Source organism: Flavobacterium sp. J49 (genome assembly GCF_011742145.1).
GTDB lineage: Bacteria > Bacteroidota > Bacteroidia > Flavobacteriales > Flavobacteriaceae > Flavobacterium.
Window position 1 is genome coordinate 505,614 of the sequence record NZ_JAAQQU010000105.1, and the last position, 18,455, is coordinate 524,068.

The window sequence follows — 18,455 nt, forward strand, 5'->3', positions numbered from 1 at the left end:
TTAAACCGAAGCGTAAACAATACAAGATGAGAAAAATATTTTTTGCTATTATACTTATAACATCACTTTCTGGATTTGCCCAAGAAGTGGAAAATGATTCTATTTATAAAACTTCTGAAGTAGATAAGTTACCTGAATTTTCTGGCGGAATAGCTAACTTTTACAAATTTGTGGCAAGTAAATTTGTAGTTCAAAGCAAACGAAAATATCAAGGAAAAATTATTACTGAATTTGTTATCGAAAAAGATGGTTCACTTTCAAATTTTAAAACTATAAGTGATTTTGAATTTGGAAGTGGAGACGAAGCAATAAGAGTATTTAAGCTTTCCCCGAAATGGTCGCCCGCAGAAAAAAACGGGAAAGCCGTCAGATGTCTTTATACTTTTCCATTAAAAATTCAACAAGGAGATTAACGGCTACTAACATCGGTTTGCAATAATGGATGGATTGCTTTGTTACCTTGATGTTTTCTCTTTATGAAAATATTTTATCTTTAACAGAAAATAATCTGTTCGCTGGCTTCGCCACTATCACAAGCCGCAATACCCTATGCACTATTAATCCAGAACATTGTCTAGAAAACGAAAATGAAATCAATTTTAATACTCTTTTTTATTTGTTTCAACGCTTTTAGTCAAATTGACTCAAGAGAATTAGACGTTTTGGATAAATTGATGCAAAATCCTCTTACTGTTGTACAACTAGATCTTTCAGAAAAAGATTTACATGAATTGCCTGAGCAAATTCTAAATTTCAAAAATCTACGTGGAATAGATTTAAGTAAAAATCCAAATTTGGATTTTTACCAAACATTTGAAATTCTTAAACAACTTCAATACTTGGATAAAGTTGAACTTGAGGATTGTAAAATAAAAGTGCTACCGGATAATATAGGTGAATTAAAAAGTTTAACTCAGTTAATTTTGCCAGGAAATGAAATAGAATCATTGCCAAATGGTATTAGAAAGTTGGATAATCTAACATATTTAGATTTGTTCGAAAACAAAATCCAATCCTTAGATTTTAAACCTGAAGATTTAAAAAAATTGGCTGATATTAGATTGTGTTATAATAAATTTAAAGTCTTCCCTATTTCACTTAATAATCTTCAAAACTTAAGAAAAATTATTATCTGGTATAATGACATTGAGTATATTCCAAATGGAATTAGCGATTTTAAAAATTTAGAAGAATTAAATCTTGACAATAATAATTTAAGCACAATTCCGGAAGAAATTTCAAAACTAAAATCTCTCAAAATTTTGTCGCTACGCAGCAATAACCTTTCTGCCAAAACTAATAAAGTGATATTTAAAATTCAAAATCTTGAAAATTTAGATTTAGAGAAAAATCTATTCACCTCAATTCCTTCAAAACTTAAAAATCTAAAAAATATAAAGCGCTTAAATTTTAGTGAGAATCCTATAAAATCAATCCCAAAAGAAATCATCCAGTTAAAACATCTGGAACAAGTTGGTTTGGGCGGATTACACAATTTTAATTGGGAAGAAACTTTTAAAATTTTATCGCAAATACCAAGTTTAGAAAGAGTCGGCATGTATAGAATGGAAAAACAAACAATGCCTAACGGTTTTGAAAATTTGCAACAAGTAAAAACGTTTTGGCTTACGTTTAATTTATTTAACAAAGCGGAAAAAGAAAGAATAAGAAAATTGGTGCCAAACGCAAAAGTTGATTTCTATTAACGGTTGCTAACACCAGTTTGTAACAACAGTATTACTTAGGTCTCTAAACCATTTTACACTTAAACCCAAAACATCAAAACACCACCACCATGAACCAACTCAAATCCCTCCTTCTCCTATTCATTGTTTTCACCACTACAACTACAATGGCCCAAAAAGAAAACGCCCAAAAAATACAAGGCTGTTGGGTGTTTAAAAAAATGGTGGCTCCCGCCTCGGCTAACATTCCCAAAGAATCCATGCCACCGGCGGATAGTATTACCGTATGCTTTGAGGCTAACGGCAAATACACCTCTACTATGGCCAATAACACGGAACCCATAACCGGACAATACCAAGTCTCTGAGGATGGCAAAACAATCACCCAACAAAGAGATGTACAAGAAGAATACTCCGTTGACGAAGACGCCACTATAGAGTTCACTTCCGAAAACTCCGTGATTCTTAAACTAGAGTATGCGCATTTGTATTTTGAGCGAAAGTTGTAAAGCCCAATCAATGTGCAATCAAAGCCCAATCAAAGCCGTACTTGTAGTACCTATGAAGTTGGTAATAAATGAATTAGTAATATGTGATACTTCCTTCGTCAGTATGACAAACTTACTCACAAACTTTGTCATCCCGACAACGGAGGGGACACATAACCCAACAGCTCCACTTTTCAATCCGTGAAAATCAGTCTAATCTGTGTTATCCGTGGCCAAAAACTCCACAACTCACCTGGTAAACACCAACGTATTACCTTTACTCAAATTCCCATCAAAGGCATACCCCTCGTAGTTGAATCCTTTTAAATCGTCAATGGTTTCTGCATTGGTATCTAAGATATAGCGCACCATCATGCCTCTCGCCTTTTTAGCAAAAAAGCTAATCATCTTGAGCTTGCCGTCTTTGTAATCTTTGAATTCCGGTGTGATGACCGGCACTTTTAAAGCTTTAGTGTCAACCGAACTGAAGTATTCATTACTGGCCAAGTTGACAAACAGTTCCCCTTTTTGCAATTCACTGTTCAGCGCTTTTGTTATGGTCTTCTTCCAAAACTCATAGAGATTTTTGTTTTTACCAATTGGCATTGAAGTCCCCATTTCCAATCGATAGGCCTGCATTAAATCCAACGGTTTGAGCAAACCGTACAATCCTGACAAAATTCGGACTTTGTCCTGCAAAACGGCTAATTTATCTTCGGGCAAACTGTAAACATCCAAACCGGTATAAACATCACCATCAAAAGTAAAAACTGCCGGACGTGCATTTTCGATTGTAAACGGCGTTTGCCATTCCTGATTGCGTTGCCAATTGAGTTCCGCCAATTTCTCCGAAATGTCCATCAAAGCCGAAAGTTGTTTGGGCTTTTTCTTTTTCAATGTTTTCTGAATGGTTTCGGCTTGTTTTAAAAACTGTGGTTCTGTACAAATAAGTGTAGGCAACTCTTTTTCAAAATTCAGTGACTTGGCGGGTGATATTACGATTTTCATGCTTTGGGTTTTATAGTGGTTCAAAAATACAAATTCGATATTGAAAAATCATCTACGAGAAAATGATTTGTTTCGATACATCGATTGGTAAAATCGATGTGTCAAATTTCAAATTCTGACTCAATAATTATCAAATCTTATAACTATTCCACAAAATTTTATAACACCACAACTGCCTCATCATCATAATTTTGTAACTGTTTATAATCCTTAAATCCTGTTTTATGAGAATCATTATTTTGTTTTGCAGTGCGCTGCTGATAGTTTCCTGTAAAAGTAAAAACCCGGCCGTTGACAAAACCATATCGGTAGTAAAACCTGAAGAAGTCGCTTTGGTTAAAAAAAACAGAGCCGATGATTTAGGCCAAAGACTTTTGGAAACCTGCAACACTTCCCGATTCAAAGCATTCAGCAGTGTCGAAGCCACCGAAAAAGTGCGCCAAAATGCCACCAAAGAAAAAATCTCTATGGTTTGTAAAAAAATCAACCAAAGAAACGGCAGGTTCATGGGATTGAACTTAATCGATATTACCTATAACAAAATTACCGATGAGCACGTTTTTCATTATAACATCAACTACGAAAAGAAATATTTTAAGCGAGAATTATTTGTAACAGTAAATGCTGAGAATAAAGTTTCTGCCATATCCACTAAAGAAATTGAGCCAAAGCCAATGTAAAGACCAATTTAAAAACATTGGAGTTTCAGCAAATTGTTGTATATTGACCAAGCGATAAAAAAGAAGCTATAAGCCCTTAAACAACAATTGTATGAATTCATTTTGGCAAAAAATCATCATCAATACCATTCTTAAAAAACCAAGAAAAAAACCAGGAAAAGAAAGAACTTATTCAAAATATGAACTCGCCAAAGGTTATCGTGAATTTGTCATTTTGGCCAAGCGCAACAGTAAAGATTTCTTTTTAATTACACTTGGTATTTTTTCAGCTTCATTTGGTTTTAAAGGATTTCTTTTGACCAATCATTTTATTGACGGCGGCGCTACGGGAATTTCACTTTTAATCTCTTTCCTAACCGGTATTCCTTTATACTTCCTGATCATTCTGATTAACCTACCATTTATTGTGATGGGGTATCATGTGATGAGTAAAGCTTTCGCCATCAAAACTGCTTTGGCCATTTCAGGATTAGCCATTTGCTTGGCAACAGTAACTTTCCCCAATGTAACCAATGACAATTTACTGGTGGCTGTATTTGGTGGTTTCTTTCTTGGTGCCGGAATCGGACTTTCTGTGCGAGGCGGTGCTGTAATTGACGGAACTGAAGTATTGGCCATTTTTCTCAGTCGAAAACTAGGGACGACTATAGGAGATATTATTGTGGTAATTAATGTGATTATCTTCTCGGCAGCAGCTTACTTTTTAGGCATTGAAGTCGCTTTATACTCTATGATTACTTATTTAGCAGCTTCCAGAACGCTCGACTTTTTGGTGGAAGGCATCGACGAATATATCGGCGTAACTATTGTCTCTTCCAAAAGCCATGAAATCGGGAAAATGATTGTTGAAGTGATGGGACGTGGTGTCACGGTTTACAGTGGAAAACGCGGTTTTGGCAAACGAGGAGAATCCAAAGAAGTCGACATTATTTACACCGTCATCACCAGATTGGAACTCAACAAACTCAATACAGAAATCGAAAAAATTGAGCCAACCGCTTTTGTAGTGATGAACAGCGTCAAAGACACCAAGGGCGGCATGATTAAAAAAAGACCCTTGAAACATTGATTCTTTTTCACTAAATTTGAGTGTTTTAACAATGTTTCCCATGAAAAAGTACACTCTTTTATTGTTCTCACTGCTTTCCATTTTAGTCTCAGCTTGTTGCGCTACTAAGACTAGTGAAGTTAAGCTGACTGACAGCAAAACCGCTTTTTACGACTATACATGGGAACTCGAATACATTTCGGGACCACGAATTGCTTTTGACGGATTGTATCCCGAAAAGAAACCTTATATCATGTTTAAAGAAGTCGGAAGCCAATTTAACGGAAACACCAGTTGCAATACTTACAGCGGAAAATATACCAAAAAGGAAAACCACCTTCAATTTGGCGACGTCATTAAAACCATGGCCTTTTGTGAAGGCGGTGGTGAAGAAACTTTTTTGAAAATGTTGGATAAAGTCAACCGATTTGCCTTTAACAGTGAAGGTAAATTGTTATTGCTAACCGATGACATCCCAATCATGCGTTTCAAAATGATGACCAAACCTCAACAATAAGTATCATGAAAAAACAAATTATAGTTTCATTTTCAATTGTCTTATTATTAACTGCTTGTAAAAAAGTTGACGTTGTTGTTTTCGGCAAATCGGCAAGTGATAAAGAAAAAAGTAACGAAGTAATCAAAGAATGTTATTCGTATGAAAAAGACGGAACCTCCATTTCAATGCAAATAGAAACTACAGGAGAAGATGTTTTGGGCGCCATGGTATATAATTTGGCCGAAAAAGACAAAAACGCGGGTTTGTTAAAAGGCAAATGGGAAAAAAACATTCTTTTGCTCGATTATACCTTTTTATCGGAAGGAACAGAAAGCACACGCCAAGTTGCTTTTGCACTCAAAGACGGGCAGCTCATAGAAGGTTATGGCGAAATGAACGAAGACGGCACAGAATTCAAAGACATTTCGGCACTGAAATTTTCCTCAAGCATGCCTTTGAGTAAAATAAATTGTCCCAAATAATCGCCGATGATCTCCAATAATTTAAAAGATAAACTCGTATTCATTGGCGGCGCGTTAGGCTGGTTTGCCGTCGTGGTACAATTTGTATTAATGATGCAAAACCGAATTGAATCGCTTACTGAAACGACCATTCGCTTTTTTAGTTATTTCACCATAGTAACCAATTGCTTGGTCGCCTTGTATTTTTCGGTTTTATGGTACAAAAAACCTCTTTCCCTTTTCACTCGATTTGAAAAACCGGGTTTCTTAACCGCTACAACACTTTATATTGCTACTGTTGGTATTGTCTATCAATTTTTGTTGCGTGACCTTTGGGAACCAACCGGTATGCAAAGAATGGTTGACGAATTGCTTCATAGCGTCATTCCGGTGTATGTTTTTGTTTTTTGGATTTTATTCGAAAAGAAAAAAGAGATTTCATGGAAAACAATTCCATCGTGGTTGCTTTATCCTTTGATATACTTGATTTTTATTCTTTTTAGAGGCCATCTGTCTGGATTTTATCCTTATCCCTTTGTAGATGTAAACGAATTGGGTTTCGAAAAAGTACTGACCATCAGCGGGCTTTTATTTTTGGCATTTGGCTTAGGCGCTGTTGTCTTGGTCGGATTTGGAAAATCAATTAAAAACCGATAAACAGTAATGGTATGCTAAGAAAAATGCTCCTCAGAACTATTATTGTGCTTTTGGGCATAACCCTAATAGGCTATATTGCTTTTAAAGTTTCCCCTTATCCTTCTGCCCTATTGATTCGCTCGGCTTTTAACAAAGGAGGAATGGAGTCCAATAAAGCTTTAGAAAAATATGTTCCTAAAGGAATAGCATCAAAATTGAATATCACTTACGATGCATCGGATAAAGATGCCAAACTAGATTTGTATTATCCCGATACTATTAATTCAGCCACTACTAAATTGCCTGTAATTGTTTGGACACACGGTGGCGGTTTGATTTCAGGCAGCAAAGACCATGTGGCCAATTATTGCAAAATCTTAGCTTCTTATGGCTATATGGTTGTAGCCATTGATTATTCAGTTGCACCTGAGTCGGTTTATCCAACACCTGTACGTCAACTCAATACAGCTTTACAGTTTTTAACCAAAAACGCTAACCTATTTCCTATGGATGCGTATCAACTCTTTTTGGCCGGTGATTCCGGTGGTTCGCATATCTCGGCACAATTGGCAGCCATAGTCACTTCTCCTGATTATGCCAAAGCCACTAAAGTAAAACCCAAAATTCTACCTCGTCAAATCAAAGGCATGATCTTGTATTGCGGACCGTATGAAACAGACAAAATCAACATCAAGGGTGACTTTGGTGCTTTTATGCGAACGGTTTTATGGTCGTATAGCGGTGATCGAAATTTTGTAAACAATGACTACTTTAAAACCGCTTCTGTTTTGAATTTCGTAACCAAAAATTTTCCGGCTACCTTCATTTCTGTTGGTAACGATGATCCTCTTGAACCCCATTCCGTGGCTTTAGCCGATAAACTGGACAGCCTGGGCGTTCATGTTGACCGACTGTTTTATCCCAAAGGTTTTGCTCCGAAATTAGCCCATGAATACCAATTCAATTTTGAAACCGAGGCTGCTAAATTAGCCCTGGATAAATCAATGATTTTTGTCAAATCAAAAATTACAATTCCGGAGAATACAACTCCGAATTTTTAACTTTATTCAAATCTAAATCCTTTTTTTTTACTTTTCGGATGAGTTGGAGAATAAATACAAATTATTACAAGCTATAAAATTCTAGCTTGCTTTTCACTATTTTTACGCTATCCATTACAAAACTAATGAAACACCGTGAACAAACGCGTAATGAAGAACTGGCCAATGCTCTTTCGCATGGTTTGGGTGTACTGTTTTGTATTATCGCAATGCCAATTGTTTTGGCTATCACTTATGACAACAACGACTTAACCACTTTTTACTCGGTGGCGGCTTTTGCGGTTGGGATGTTTTTAGTGTACAGTTGTTCTACTTTTTATCATTTTGTGCAAAAGGAAAAATCGAAGAACTTACTCAAAATAGCTGACCACATCAGTATTTATTTTCTCATCGCCGGTACTTACACGCCTTTGATGATTAAATACCTGCCATCGGAAACTGCTTTTGTCTTTCTTACCACGATGTGGACAGTGGTTTTCTTGGGGATGTTTTTCAAAATATTTTTTATCAACAAGTTTGAGTGGTTCTCTGTAGTTCTTTATTTGATTATGGGATGGATGATTGTATTTGTCATAAAACCATTAATAGATACTGTTCCGCTGGCAGTTTTTTGGTGGATATTGGCCGGCGGATTGAGTTACACTATTGGGGTTTATTTTTACGTCAAAAGTTATAAATATTACTATCATACCATTTGGCATGTCTTTGTTTTATTGGGAACAATACTTCATTTTACGGCCATTTACCAAAGTCTTTGATTTACCATGGAAATTTTTATCATCTCAGTCGTTGCTTTTCTTGTCGCTATTTTGACCTTTTTTTCCGGATTTGGCTTAGGCACAATTTTAACCCCGGTGTTTATGATTTTCTTTCCAGTGAATATTGCTATCGGATTGACAGGTGTGGTTCATTTTTGCAATAATTTGTTTAAACTTTTTTTGGTAGGTAAAAAAGCTGACCGCAAAGTCGTTTTTCGTTTCGGATTTCCGGCTATCATTGCCGCGGCTTTGGGTTCGTGGTTGTTGTTGAACATCTCCGATATCGAACCGCTTTTCACCTATACCCTTTTTGACAAAACCCTTGAAGTCTTTCCGGTGAAGTTTATTGTGGCTGTTTTGCTCATTATTTTTGCTTGTATTGATCTCATTCCTTATTTCAGCAAATTGGAATTTGGCCAAGAAAAATTACCGCTTGGCGGAATCTTAAGTGGCTTTTTTGGTGGGTTGGCAGGCGTTCAAGGTGCGCTCAGAAGTGCTTTCTTAATCAAAGCCGGATTGTCTAAAGAATCTTTTATTGCTACAACCGTAGTAGTTTCTACTTTTGTTGATATTACTCGCCTGAGTGTTTATACAACACGTTTTGACAAAGCCGGATTGACCGATAACTTGACCCTGGTGGTATGTGCCACTTTATCAGCCATAGTGGGTGCTTATATTGGAAACAAATTATTGAAAAAGGTGACATTGCATTTTGTAAAAGTGACCGTAGCCATATTGCTAATACTCATTTCATTGGGATTAGGTTCAGGGTTAATTTAATTAAATATCCCTTCTCTAAACACCTAATAATTAACAATTTGATAATCCGTAAAATGGGTTTTTTGCGCCATTTTTTTTTAACTTTATGTAAAAGACAAAAATCATGGAAATCAATTGGAAAATAATCGCTGTAGTGGCCGTTATCGCCATTGCTTTGGTGGCTTATTTGATTTATAAAAATCAAAAAGACCAAGATAAGGTTGTGAAGTATTTCAACGCTGATACTTCCGAACTGACGGAAGAGGAAGAAGAACTCAATAACGAAAGATAAGCCATCAATATTACAAAGGTAACATCGGCATAAAAAGCCAACAGAACAGACTGATAACCAGTATACAAACAATATTTAAAACCAGTCCGGTTCGCATCATGTGTTCCATCTTGATATGACCTTTGGCAAAAATAATGGCATTCGGTGGTGTTCCCATGGGCAACATACAAGCACAACTCGCGCCCAATGTCATGGGAATTCCCAACAATAACGGATTAATATTCAAGGACAAAGCCAAAGAACTAACTACCGGAGAAAGAATAATCACCAAAGCCAAATTACTAATCACTTCGCTCAAAAACACCGATATGGTGGTAACAATCAAAATGATTAAGAATAAATTGTCTGTGGCAATGGTTGCCAATTCGGTACCAAACTCGTGAACCAATTGGGAATCTTCCAAAGCATTTGCCAAAGCAATTCCTCCTCCAAACAACAGCAATACATCCCAAGCCATTTTTTCGGCATCGGGCCACGACAATAATCTTTCGGACTTTCTGTCGACCGCTTTTGTATTTGACGGTAGTAAAAACAATAAAACAGCTCCCATTATTGCAATAATTGTATCATCAAGCACAACAAAACTTTGCCACTTATTGAGTAAATCTTTGATTATCCACAATAAAACCGTAAAACTAAATACCGACAAAACGCTCCATTCTGCCACACTCATAGTACCCAGTTGCTTTTGGGCTTTTTTAATAGCGCTCGAAGCTTCAATACTGTGTTTGATATGATTGGGATACAACCATTTTACCAAAACCAAATAGAGTAACAGCAACAAAATTACGGTTAACGGCATAAACAAAACCAACCAATCTACGAAAGCAATTGTATGGTTAAATCGTTCTTCTATATAACCCACATAAGCCACATTAGGCGGCGTTGCAATGACCGTTCCCAAAGCAAAATTGGAAGCATAAGCAATACAAAGCATTAGTACCAATGAAAAATTGTGAACGTTCTTTTCGTTCTTATTATGGGCTTTAATTACATGAATGACAGACAAGGCAATGGGAAACATCATCATGGTCGTAGCCGTGTTGCTAAGCCACAAACTCAAGAAACCGGTCGCCATAATAAATCCCAGTATAATTCGATTGCCGTTGGTTCCCGTTACGGTTATAATCCCGAGTGCCATTCTTTTATGCAAGTTCCATTTTTCTATAGCCAAAGCGAGAAAAAAACCACCCATAAACAAAAAAACTATCGGATCTCCGTAGGCTTTGGACACTTCTTTGAGCGGTGCAATTCCAAAAGACGGAAACAACACTATAGGCAATAAAGCCACGACCGGCATAGGCAATGCTTCGGTTATCCACCAAACAATCATCAAAACCGTGATGGCCAAAACCAAATTCGCCTGATTGGGTAAAGAGAACGGATTTAATGCAAAACACATGATGCTGAGTAACGCGCCGATGAATAAACCAATTTCTTTTTTGCGGGTCGTAAAATTAATTTGCATTCTATGTCTCGATTTGCTTTGGAATAAATGTACTAAAAAAAGTGATGGTAACTTTATTACAAAAAACAAAAGCAGCTGATGCTGCTTTTGTTTTAAAACTATGGATTCAGATTTATGCTTTCAAAGAAGCCATGTCGATTACAAAACGGTAACGCACATCGCTTTTCAGCATTCTCTCATAAGCATCATTAATGTCTTGCATTTTGATGAGTTCTATTTCAGAAACGATATTGTGTTTGCCGCAAAAATCGAGCATTTCTTGAGTTTCAGCGATACCGCCTATCAAAGAAGCCGCTACCGATTTTCTTCCCATAATCAACGGAACGGTATTTAGTATCGGCTCAAGTCCACCTAAGTAACCAACGATAACCAAAGTACCACTCACGGCTAAAGTTGTTATATATGGATTGACATCGTGTACGTAAGGAACCGTATCAATAATCACATCAAATTTCCCGGTTACCGAAGCCATTTGAGCTTCATCCGTAGAAATAACCACCGCATCTGCTCCTAAGTCTAATGCATCCTTTTCTTTGCCCGGTGTTCTGGAGAAAAGCGTTACTTCTGCTCCTAATCCTTTGGCTAATTTAATCGCCATGTGGCCTAATCCTCCCAAACCTACAACGGCAACTTTAGTTCCTTTACCTACATTCCAATGACGCAAAGGAGACCACGTTGTGATGCCTGCACAAAGTAACGGTGCCACAGCCGCTAAGTTTAAATTTGACGGTACCGTCAAAACAAAATTTTCATCCACTACTATTTTTTGAGAATATCCACCATGGGTAGGTTGGTTCAAATGTTTGTCAAAACCTCCGTAAGTGCCTACCCATCCGTTTAAGCAGTATTGTTCTAAGTCTTTTTCGCAGCTACTGCAAGTGCGACAAGAATCGACTAAGCAACCGACTGCAGCAAAATCGCCTACTTTTAATTTGGTTACGCCACTACCAACTCTGGTTACTTTGCCCACAATTTCGTGACCGGGAACAACCGGATAAGTGGTCATGCCCCAATCGTTTCGGGCAAAATGCAAGTCGGAGTGGCAAACGCCACAATACATAATTTCGATTTCAATATCATTTGCTAACACCTCTCTGCGTTCGATATTCATTTCTGCCAAAGGCGCATCCGGTGCTCCGGTGCCATAAGCTTTTACATTTGTTGTTGTCATATTTTTGATAGTTAATTTTGACGATAATTCATCTTTTAAAAGTAGTGATTATTCATTTGCCTACAAAATCAAATCAGCATTCATTTTTTGAAATCAAATTTTTGAAGTTGTCTTTGAATCAAAAAATATTTGAATAAAGCACAACCCTTATTATCTCTTATAGATATCCAACTCTTCTATCTGCTTTTTATAATCCGAAGGCAGCAATATGTTTTTAAGCAACCAATCCATTTTCATCAGTCGGCTGACTTTGTACATTGGCACGACCGGTGTCAATAATGAAAAATCCGTAAACTGTAATAAAACTTTTACCCTATTGGGACAAACCAATTTTTGACCCTCAACCAGTACTCTAAACCTTATAGCTCCAAGGTGTTTTTTATACTGATTAAAAAGATCGGCTGTGTACTCACTTTTTTGCAAATCAGCTATTAAGTGTGCTTCTCTGATCGGCAACCATTCTGTGTAAGTTTTAGGTAAATCTTTTAATCCCATTCTGTCTCCAACACGATAAAAAACATTGTAGACTTCTTCTTTTTCTGACTCGGTTAATTTTTCTTCTAGCAATTCATAAGCCGCAATTGAATAATGTATCAGCATAAACAGCACATCTCGATAGGCCCAATCCGGAATGACCGCACCACGATTCTCTTCTACTGTACTGTGTATTTTTCGCATGGAATCAATGGCCTTATTGGCTTCTGCTTTTGGAGCAAATACTATCATTCGGGCGTATCTCACAGTAGAAAACAACCTTCCCAAAGGATCCGAAGGCAATTTCCCGGTAAAGTAGAGCCAATCAACCGCTTTGTTTAAAGCAAACTCAGCCGAGGCTCCGGCAAAAATGAATAAAATGGTATCGCTCTTGCCCCAGATTTTTCTAACTATCGAATGTTGTGCTACAAATAATTCCATGACCTTTAAATATTTTGGGCTAAATTATAAAAAATAATTAATTAAAAGTACTTTGTATTTCAAAGTTATTTATATTTGTCAAAAAATAACAATTGAAATCTTTAAACAACTAAAATTTAATCATCATGACACAGAGACATCACTTAACCGAAACTAACCACAAATCTTTGTTACTAAAACCTGTGCTGATTGGAGCCGTAATTGCTTTACTATTAATAGCACTTTTTCTTATTCCAATCCAAGATCCAAATCCGGAATGGGGTAAATTTTGGATGGTTAGACCCTTTATTCTAGTGACGTTAGCCGGAGCAATTGGTGGTGCTGTTTATCACTTTATGGCCAAAATGGGACCACAAACCGGTTGGAAAAAAACAGTTACTGTTATCGCAAGCATACTTATATATGTTATAGGGCTTTGGATAGGGACTGTTTTGGGATTAGACGGCACACTTTGGGATTAAGTCACCTTTCAAAATCCACATTTCTTACCTATATTTGCCCAACTAAATCGATATAGTAATGGAAGAATGCATTTCGGTATTTGATATGCTAAAAATTGGTGTCGGACCATCAAGTTCCCACACGCTTGGACCATGGCGCGCTGCTGAACGTTTTTTAAACGAATTAAAAGACGAGAATCAGCTTGAAAAAATAATACACGTAAAAGTAGATTTATACGGTTCATTATCGCTGACAGGAAAAGGTCACGCCACTGATTACGCGGTAATGCTTGGACTAAGCGGTCAAGATCCTGAATATATTCCGGTACAAAATATTGATAGTATCATTCAAGACATTGCTAAAACGCACCAAATTAATTTGGCTAACGAATTAGTAATTGACTTCAATCCCGAAACCGATATTGTTTTCAACAAAAACTTTCTTCCGTTTCATGCTAACGGAATGACCTTTACCGCAACTACTAATGACGCTAAGGAAATCATATCAACCTTCTACTCTATTGGTGGCGGATTTGTGGTGAAGGAAGAAAGAATCAATGCCAAAAAGAAACACCAAATTAAATGTGCCTTTCCTTTTCCGATTCAAAATGCAGCCGAATTATTGGAATACACCATAAAAGAAAGCAAATCCATCTCTGAAATTGTATATGCTAATGAAATCTCCATGCGTCCCGAAGCTGAAGTCCATAGTGAACTAATGCGTATTTGGAATACCATGTTGGAATGTATGTACATTGGCTGTCACTCCGAAGGAGTACTTCCCGGAGGATTAAACGTTCGCCGTCGTGCTTTTGATATGCACCAAGGTTTGATTGGCTTGTCCAATTACAATTCGCCACAAGAATGGTTGGAAACCATCCGTAAAACGGAAGTAAAATTTCGCCAAATCTTAAAATGGGTTTCTTGTTTTGCTTTGGCAGTAAACGAAGTCAATGCAGCTTTAGGTCGTGTTGTAACCGCGCCAACCAATGGTAGCGCAGGTGTTATTCCCGCCGTACTGATGTACTATATGGTTATCGAAAACCACCAGGCCGACGAAAAACAAATCAAACAATTCCTAATGGTTGCTGGAGAAATAGGCAGTATCTTTAAAAAAGGCTCAACCATTTCAGCCGCTATGGGCGGTTGTCAAGCTGAAATTGGCGTTTCCTCTGCCATGGCGGCCGGAGCTTTGTGTGAGGTAATGGGCGGTACGCCGGACCAAGTGTTAATGGCAGCCGAAATTGCAATGGAACATCACTTGGGATTAACGTGTGATCCTATCGGTGGATTGGTTCAAATTCCGTGTATTGAGAGAAATACTATGGGTGCCATCAAAGCTATCAATGCAGCAGAATTAGCCATGGAAACTGATGCAAAAAATGCCAAAGTTCCTTTAGACAAAGTAATCGATACCATGTGGCAAACTGCTAAGGACATGAATTCCAAATACAAAGAAACTTCTGAAGGTGGTTTGGCTGTAGCCGTAAATATGGCAGACTGCTAAAATGAATGAATTATATAATTTTCTCCAAGAATAATATAATGTTGTTATAAAGTTGGTCCGTTATCTTCGCTTGTTCAAAAAAAGCGACCATGAAAGAATCTCAGGCAATATACTACCTTGATAATGATAATGAAGATTTATTTTACTTGAAACATGCCATTGAAGACTTAGGACATCAAATCAAGATTTACAGAGATGGTCATAAAATGATGCAGGATTTAATTAAATCTGACACCAAACCCGATATCTTTTTCCTAGGAAGTAATATGCCTGTTTTGAATGGTAAAGAACTGATTACTATCCTCAAAAACTCTATCAAATGGAGTGACATTCCTGTGGTAATTATCTCAAGTGCCTTTCCAAAAAAACTGCTGCGCCATTATATGAATTCAGGAGTGAAACACATCATGAAAAGAACGCATCCTGAAAATTACAAGACTACTTTTAAAGAGGTTTTGGAAATGAAATTTGCTTAAAGTGATTGAAAAAAAATAAACGATTCTAAAACTCAAAAGACAAACTCGTAGTGATACAGAGGTTGTCATTGGTCAAGGAAGTCTCTTTTACAAATACCTTTTCCTGACCGCTCAAATATCTGGCTTCGGTTCTGAATTTTACTTTGTCATTGATCAGATAATCCAAATTGAATGATGTTCCAAAGGTTTTAAAAGCATCTCCAACTCCAACCATCACGTTATTTTTATCCTGATAATACTCTATTCTGAAAGCCGTTTGCCATTTCGATGTCCAACTATACTGGGCCAAAACAGCTGGACTCATCCAAAATAATTTAGTATCATTATCGGCAACATCCGTTTGCAAACCGGCATCAAAACCCAAAATAGTTCGCCACTTGGAATTCCATTGTTTGTCCCAATACAAATTACTGAAATAGCGCATTCCCCATTCGTTATAGTACAATTCTTTTCCTATGAAAGTACTCCAATTAAATGTTGATTGTGTCGAAGGTTTGAAAACTATTTGCGAACCCAAAGCCGGTGAAACGTTTTTATCAGGCTTGTTGATGCGTTGCCAACCATTGGTCACTAAACCTGAAAATAACCATTTGCCATTGGGTTTATAAGTATATTTTGCTCCCGTCATAAAATAGGGCGAATTCTCTGCCAACAAAGAGCGAGTCAACGTTAGATTTGACGCAGAAGTCGCGCTTTCAAATCCTATATAACTGGGTAAAATCCCAACTTCAACCGTAGATTTTTTGGTTTCATCCAGGTACAAACCTAGATAGGCTTCGCTTATAATTTTGGTGTTTTCATTGGTAAAATTATCCTCAACATAAGTGCCGGAATGGAGCGCAATGGTAGCATAGGCATTATCGTATTCCGCTTTGGCTCTTAACACACCAACATTGATATTGAACTCATTATGCCGGTTATAGTTATACATAAACGGCAACTTTGCTTGTGTTTCCGGTCGATTAAAATCATAGGCATAATAAGTTTCCAAATAGCCTGAAAAGGATAATTTTAACGCCTTATTTTCTTGGGCTAATCCAATATTAAACACCAATAAAGTCAAACTCAGTTTTATAAAACTTCTCATTTTAAATTGCTTTTTTGTTTTCTGCATAATTCCAAATTATTAACCGGTGAATACACCATTGGATATTCTTCTAAAGCAACGTCGCTTTTGTCTAAACCAAAGGCTTTCTCATCCGATAGGGATAATTTTTTGAGCCAAAAATACGAAGTTAATAGCCAACCATCTTTAAAATCAAACTCATTTTCTACTGAAATAAATTTTTCAATAATCACAAACTTATAATCGGGTTCGGCGTTGTATTTTGTAGAACCATCAGGTCGGATGTGCAAATTGAGCTCTTTGCGTTCTACCAATTCTTGTACAATTTTTTTGAAATACAACTCCACTTTAGGCTGAATGCGGAAACCAACATTGAGCACCACTTTGATGACTTTATCATCTAACAACTCAATCACTTCATAGTTTAAGGTAAAAGGCTCGTTGGTACGATTGATGTGCAAGAACCAATAAACATCAGCTCGTTTTGGTTTTTTGGCAAAAATAGATTTGATGATCTTCTCCTCTATTTCATAAGTTTTGTTGGCTTTAGACAAATAAATCAAATGTGTGGCATATTTCGGAATGTCATCATCCGTGCTCAATTCTTCCAACATTGGCGCTTGTTCTACCAAATTCACAAATTTTAAGAATCGGTTGTTTATTTTTCTGGAAAAATACCAAACATACATCACCATAAAAATAAAAAGTTCGAAGAAAAGGAACATCCATCGTTCTTTGATCTTGACAATATTGGCCACAAAAAAAGAAACTTCAATCAGTGCAAATACCAATAACATCAAAGCTATCCAACCAATCTTAACCTTTTTAATAAAGAACAAATAATAAGACAATAAAATAGTCGTCATCATCATGGCAACGGTGATTGAAAATCCATAAGCCGCTTCCATGTGCGCCGAATTTTTAAAGTATAAAATCATCAGTACACAACCTATCCAAAGAATCGTATTGACCGAAGGAATATAGATTTGTCCTTTTAAATTCGTTGGGTTTTTTAGAGCAACTCTTGGCCAAAAGTTGAGTGAAATGGCTTCATTAATCAAAGTAAACGAGCCACTAATCAAGGCTTGCGACGCAATAATAGCCGCCAAAGTCGCAATCACAATTCCGAAGATCAAAAACCACTGCGGCATAATGGTGTAAAACGGATTTTGACCATTAAGAAATTGATTAGGTTGGTGCATTAACCAAGCGCCTTGCCCTAAATAATTAATCAACAACGCTGATTTTACAAAAATCCAAGTGATTCGAATGTTTTGTCGGCCGCAATGTCCAAGGTCTGAATACAAAGCTTCCGCACCGGTTGTACAAAGGAAAACCGCTCCAAGCAACCAAAATCCGTGTGGATATTCTACCAACAAGCGATAAGCATAAACGGGATTCAACGCTTTTAAAATATCCGGATGGTGAATGATTTGAGACAATCCTAAAACCGTCAACATCGAAAACCAAACCACCATTGCCGGTCCGAATATAGTACCAACTCTATGAGTACCGAATCGTTGAAAAATAAATAACCCTGATAAAATTGCTATTACAATTGGTATCGTAGGCAAATGCGGAACTATTGCTTCCAAACCTTCCACTGCCGAAGCGACTGAAATTGGCGGCGTGATAATACCATCGGCTAACAAAGTCGTTGCGCCGAGTATGGTTGGAATCACCAACTTTCCTTTACCGAATCTTTTCACCAAAGCATAAAGCGAAAAAACCCCGCCTTCCCCGTGATTATCTGCGGAAAGTGTGAGCAAAACATATTTGAAAGTCGTTTGAAAGGTCAATGTCCAAAACACGCAGGAGATTCCGCCATAAACCAACATTTCGGTAATTTCTCGACTGCCAATAATGGCTTTCATCACATAAAGCGGGCTCGTTCCGATGTCGCCATAAATGATCCCGAGGGCAACTAACAATGAGGCTGCTGTTATTTTTTGTTTTACAGTTGTATTCATTTTAGGATGTATTTTTAGTTAAATTTTGGCATGTGAAGGTCTATGCGAAGACCAATAGCGGTTTTCA

General features: G+C 37.1%; 21 protein-coding genes. 15 read left to right on the forward strand and 6 right to left on the reverse strand.

Annotated features, from left to right (window positions below):
• Window positions 1-26 precede the first annotated feature (26 nt).
• From HA632_RS13015 to HA632_RS13025, 3 genes are all read left to right on the forward strand, one after another.
• Window positions 27-413 (forward strand): energy transducer TonB, encoded by a 387-nt coding sequence (locus tag HA632_RS13015; RefSeq protein ID WP_176307627.1) that lies wholly within the window; start codon window positions 27-29, stop codon window positions 411-413.
• Between the two features lie 174 nt (window positions 414-587).
• The gene (locus tag HA632_RS13020; RefSeq protein WP_176307628.1) at window positions 588-1,706 is read left to right on the forward strand and encodes a leucine-rich repeat domain-containing protein; all 1,119 of its coding nucleotides are present in this window, start codon (window positions 588-590) and stop codon (window positions 1,704-1,706) included.
• A gap of 89 nt (window positions 1,707-1,795) precedes the next feature.
• On the forward strand, window positions 1,796-2,194 hold the full coding sequence (locus HA632_RS13025) for a hypothetical protein (RefSeq protein ID WP_176307629.1): 399 nt from the start codon (window positions 1,796-1,798) through the stop codon (window positions 2,192-2,194).
• A 228-nt stretch (window positions 2,195-2,422) separates the two neighbouring features.
• Here the strand turns inward: HA632_RS13025 and yaaA are convergent, their stop codons facing one another.
• Entirely contained in the window at window positions 2,423-3,181 is a 759-nt protein-coding gene (gene yaaA / locus HA632_RS13030) for a peroxide stress protein YaaA (protein ID WP_176307630.1), read from the reverse strand.
• A gap of 224 nt (window positions 3,182-3,405) precedes the next feature.
• Here yaaA and HA632_RS13035 point away from each other — a divergent pair, with 224 nt between their 5' ends.
• The 9 genes from HA632_RS13035 (at window position 3,406) to HA632_RS13075 (ending at window position 9,375) form a co-directional block, all read left to right on the forward strand.
• Window positions 3,406-3,861: a hypothetical protein gene (locus tag HA632_RS13035; RefSeq protein WP_176307631.1), complete on the forward strand. Its 456-nt coding sequence runs from the start codon at window positions 3,406-3,408 to the stop codon at window positions 3,859-3,861.
• Window positions 3,862-3,952: 91 nt separating this feature from the next.
• Window positions 3,953-4,930, forward strand: a complete 978-nt coding sequence (locus HA632_RS13040) for a YitT family protein (protein ID WP_176307632.1) — start codon at window positions 3,953-3,955, stop codon at window positions 4,928-4,930.
• 40 nt (window positions 4,931-4,970) lie between these two features.
• Entirely contained in the window at window positions 4,971-5,426 is a 456-nt protein-coding gene (locus HA632_RS13045) for an META domain-containing protein (RefSeq protein WP_176307633.1), read from the forward strand.
• A gap of 5 nt (window positions 5,427-5,431) precedes the next feature.
• Window positions 5,432-5,890: a hypothetical protein gene (locus tag HA632_RS13050; protein WP_176307634.1), complete on the forward strand. Its 459-nt coding sequence runs from the start codon at window positions 5,432-5,434 to the stop codon at window positions 5,888-5,890.
• A 6-nt stretch (window positions 5,891-5,896) separates the two neighbouring features.
• Window positions 5,897-6,526: a Pr6Pr family membrane protein gene (locus HA632_RS13055; RefSeq protein ID WP_176307635.1), complete on the forward strand. Its 630-nt coding sequence runs from the start codon at window positions 5,897-5,899 to the stop codon at window positions 6,524-6,526.
• An 11-nt stretch (window positions 6,527-6,537) separates the two neighbouring features.
• Complete coding sequence (locus HA632_RS13060) at window positions 6,538-7,566, forward strand: alpha/beta hydrolase (RefSeq protein ID WP_176307636.1); 1,029 nt, start codon at window positions 6,538-6,540, stop codon at window positions 7,564-7,566.
• A 125-nt stretch (window positions 7,567-7,691) separates the two neighbouring features.
• A complete protein-coding gene (locus HA632_RS13065; RefSeq protein WP_176307637.1) occupies window positions 7,692-8,324 on the forward strand; it encodes a hemolysin III family protein in 633 nt (210 codons plus the stop codon).
• A gap of 6 nt (window positions 8,325-8,330) precedes the next feature.
• Window positions 8,331-9,104, forward strand: coding sequence for a sulfite exporter TauE/SafE family protein (locus HA632_RS13070; RefSeq protein ID WP_176307638.1), 774 nt, complete (start codon window positions 8,331-8,333; stop codon window positions 9,102-9,104).
• Window positions 9,105-9,207: 103 nt separating this feature from the next.
• The gene (locus tag HA632_RS13075; RefSeq protein ID WP_176307639.1) at window positions 9,208-9,375 is read left to right on the forward strand and encodes a hypothetical protein; all 168 of its coding nucleotides are present in this window, start codon (window positions 9,208-9,210) and stop codon (window positions 9,373-9,375) included.
• Window positions 9,376-9,385: 10 nt separating this feature from the next.
• Here HA632_RS13075 and HA632_RS13080 read toward each other — a convergent pair whose 3' ends face one another.
• The 3 genes from HA632_RS13080 to HA632_RS13090 all read right to left on the reverse strand — a co-directional run bounded on the left by HA632_RS13080 (window position 9,386) and on the right by HA632_RS13090 (window position 12,929).
• Window positions 9,386-10,843: a DASS family sodium-coupled anion symporter gene (locus HA632_RS13080; RefSeq protein ID WP_176307640.1), complete on the reverse strand. Its 1,458-nt coding sequence runs from the start codon at window positions 10,841-10,843 to the stop codon at window positions 9,386-9,388.
• 112 nt (window positions 10,844-10,955) lie between these two features.
• A complete protein-coding gene (locus HA632_RS13085) occupies window positions 10,956-12,014 on the reverse strand; it encodes an NAD(P)-dependent alcohol dehydrogenase (protein ID WP_176307641.1) in 1,059 nt (352 codons plus the stop codon).
• Between the two features lie 150 nt (window positions 12,015-12,164).
• Window positions 12,165-12,929: an oxygenase MpaB family protein gene (locus tag HA632_RS13090; protein ID WP_176307642.1), complete on the reverse strand. Its 765-nt coding sequence runs from the start codon at window positions 12,927-12,929 to the stop codon at window positions 12,165-12,167.
• A 125-nt stretch (window positions 12,930-13,054) separates the two neighbouring features.
• Here HA632_RS13090 and HA632_RS13095 point away from each other — a divergent pair, with 125 nt between their 5' ends.
• The 3 genes from HA632_RS13095 (at window position 13,055) to HA632_RS13105 (ending at window position 15,352) form a co-directional block, all read left to right on the forward strand.
• Entirely contained in the window at window positions 13,055-13,390 is a 336-nt protein-coding gene (locus HA632_RS13095; RefSeq protein ID WP_176307643.1) for a potassium transporter KefB, read from the forward strand.
• 58 nt (window positions 13,391-13,448) lie between these two features.
• Window positions 13,449-14,876, forward strand: coding sequence for an L-serine ammonia-lyase (locus tag HA632_RS13100; RefSeq protein ID WP_176307644.1), 1,428 nt, complete (start codon window positions 13,449-13,451; stop codon window positions 14,874-14,876).
• Between the two features lie 89 nt (window positions 14,877-14,965).
• Window positions 14,966-15,352: a response regulator gene (locus HA632_RS13105; protein WP_176307645.1), complete on the forward strand. Its 387-nt coding sequence runs from the start codon at window positions 14,966-14,968 to the stop codon at window positions 15,350-15,352.
• Window positions 15,353-15,377: 25 nt separating this feature from the next.
• Here HA632_RS13105 and HA632_RS13110 read toward each other — a convergent pair whose 3' ends face one another.
• Together HA632_RS13110 and HA632_RS13115 are read right to left on the reverse strand one after the other, a co-directional pair.
• Entirely contained in the window at window positions 15,378-16,439 is a 1,062-nt protein-coding gene (locus tag HA632_RS13110) for an outer membrane beta-barrel protein (protein ID WP_176307646.1), read from the reverse strand.
• Entirely contained in the window at window positions 16,436-18,388 is a 1,953-nt protein-coding gene (locus HA632_RS13115; RefSeq protein WP_176307647.1) for a KUP/HAK/KT family potassium transporter, read from the reverse strand. Before HA632_RS13115 ends, HA632_RS13110 begins: the two co-directional genes overlap by 4 nt.
• Between the last annotated feature and the right edge of the window lie 67 nt (window positions 18,389-18,455).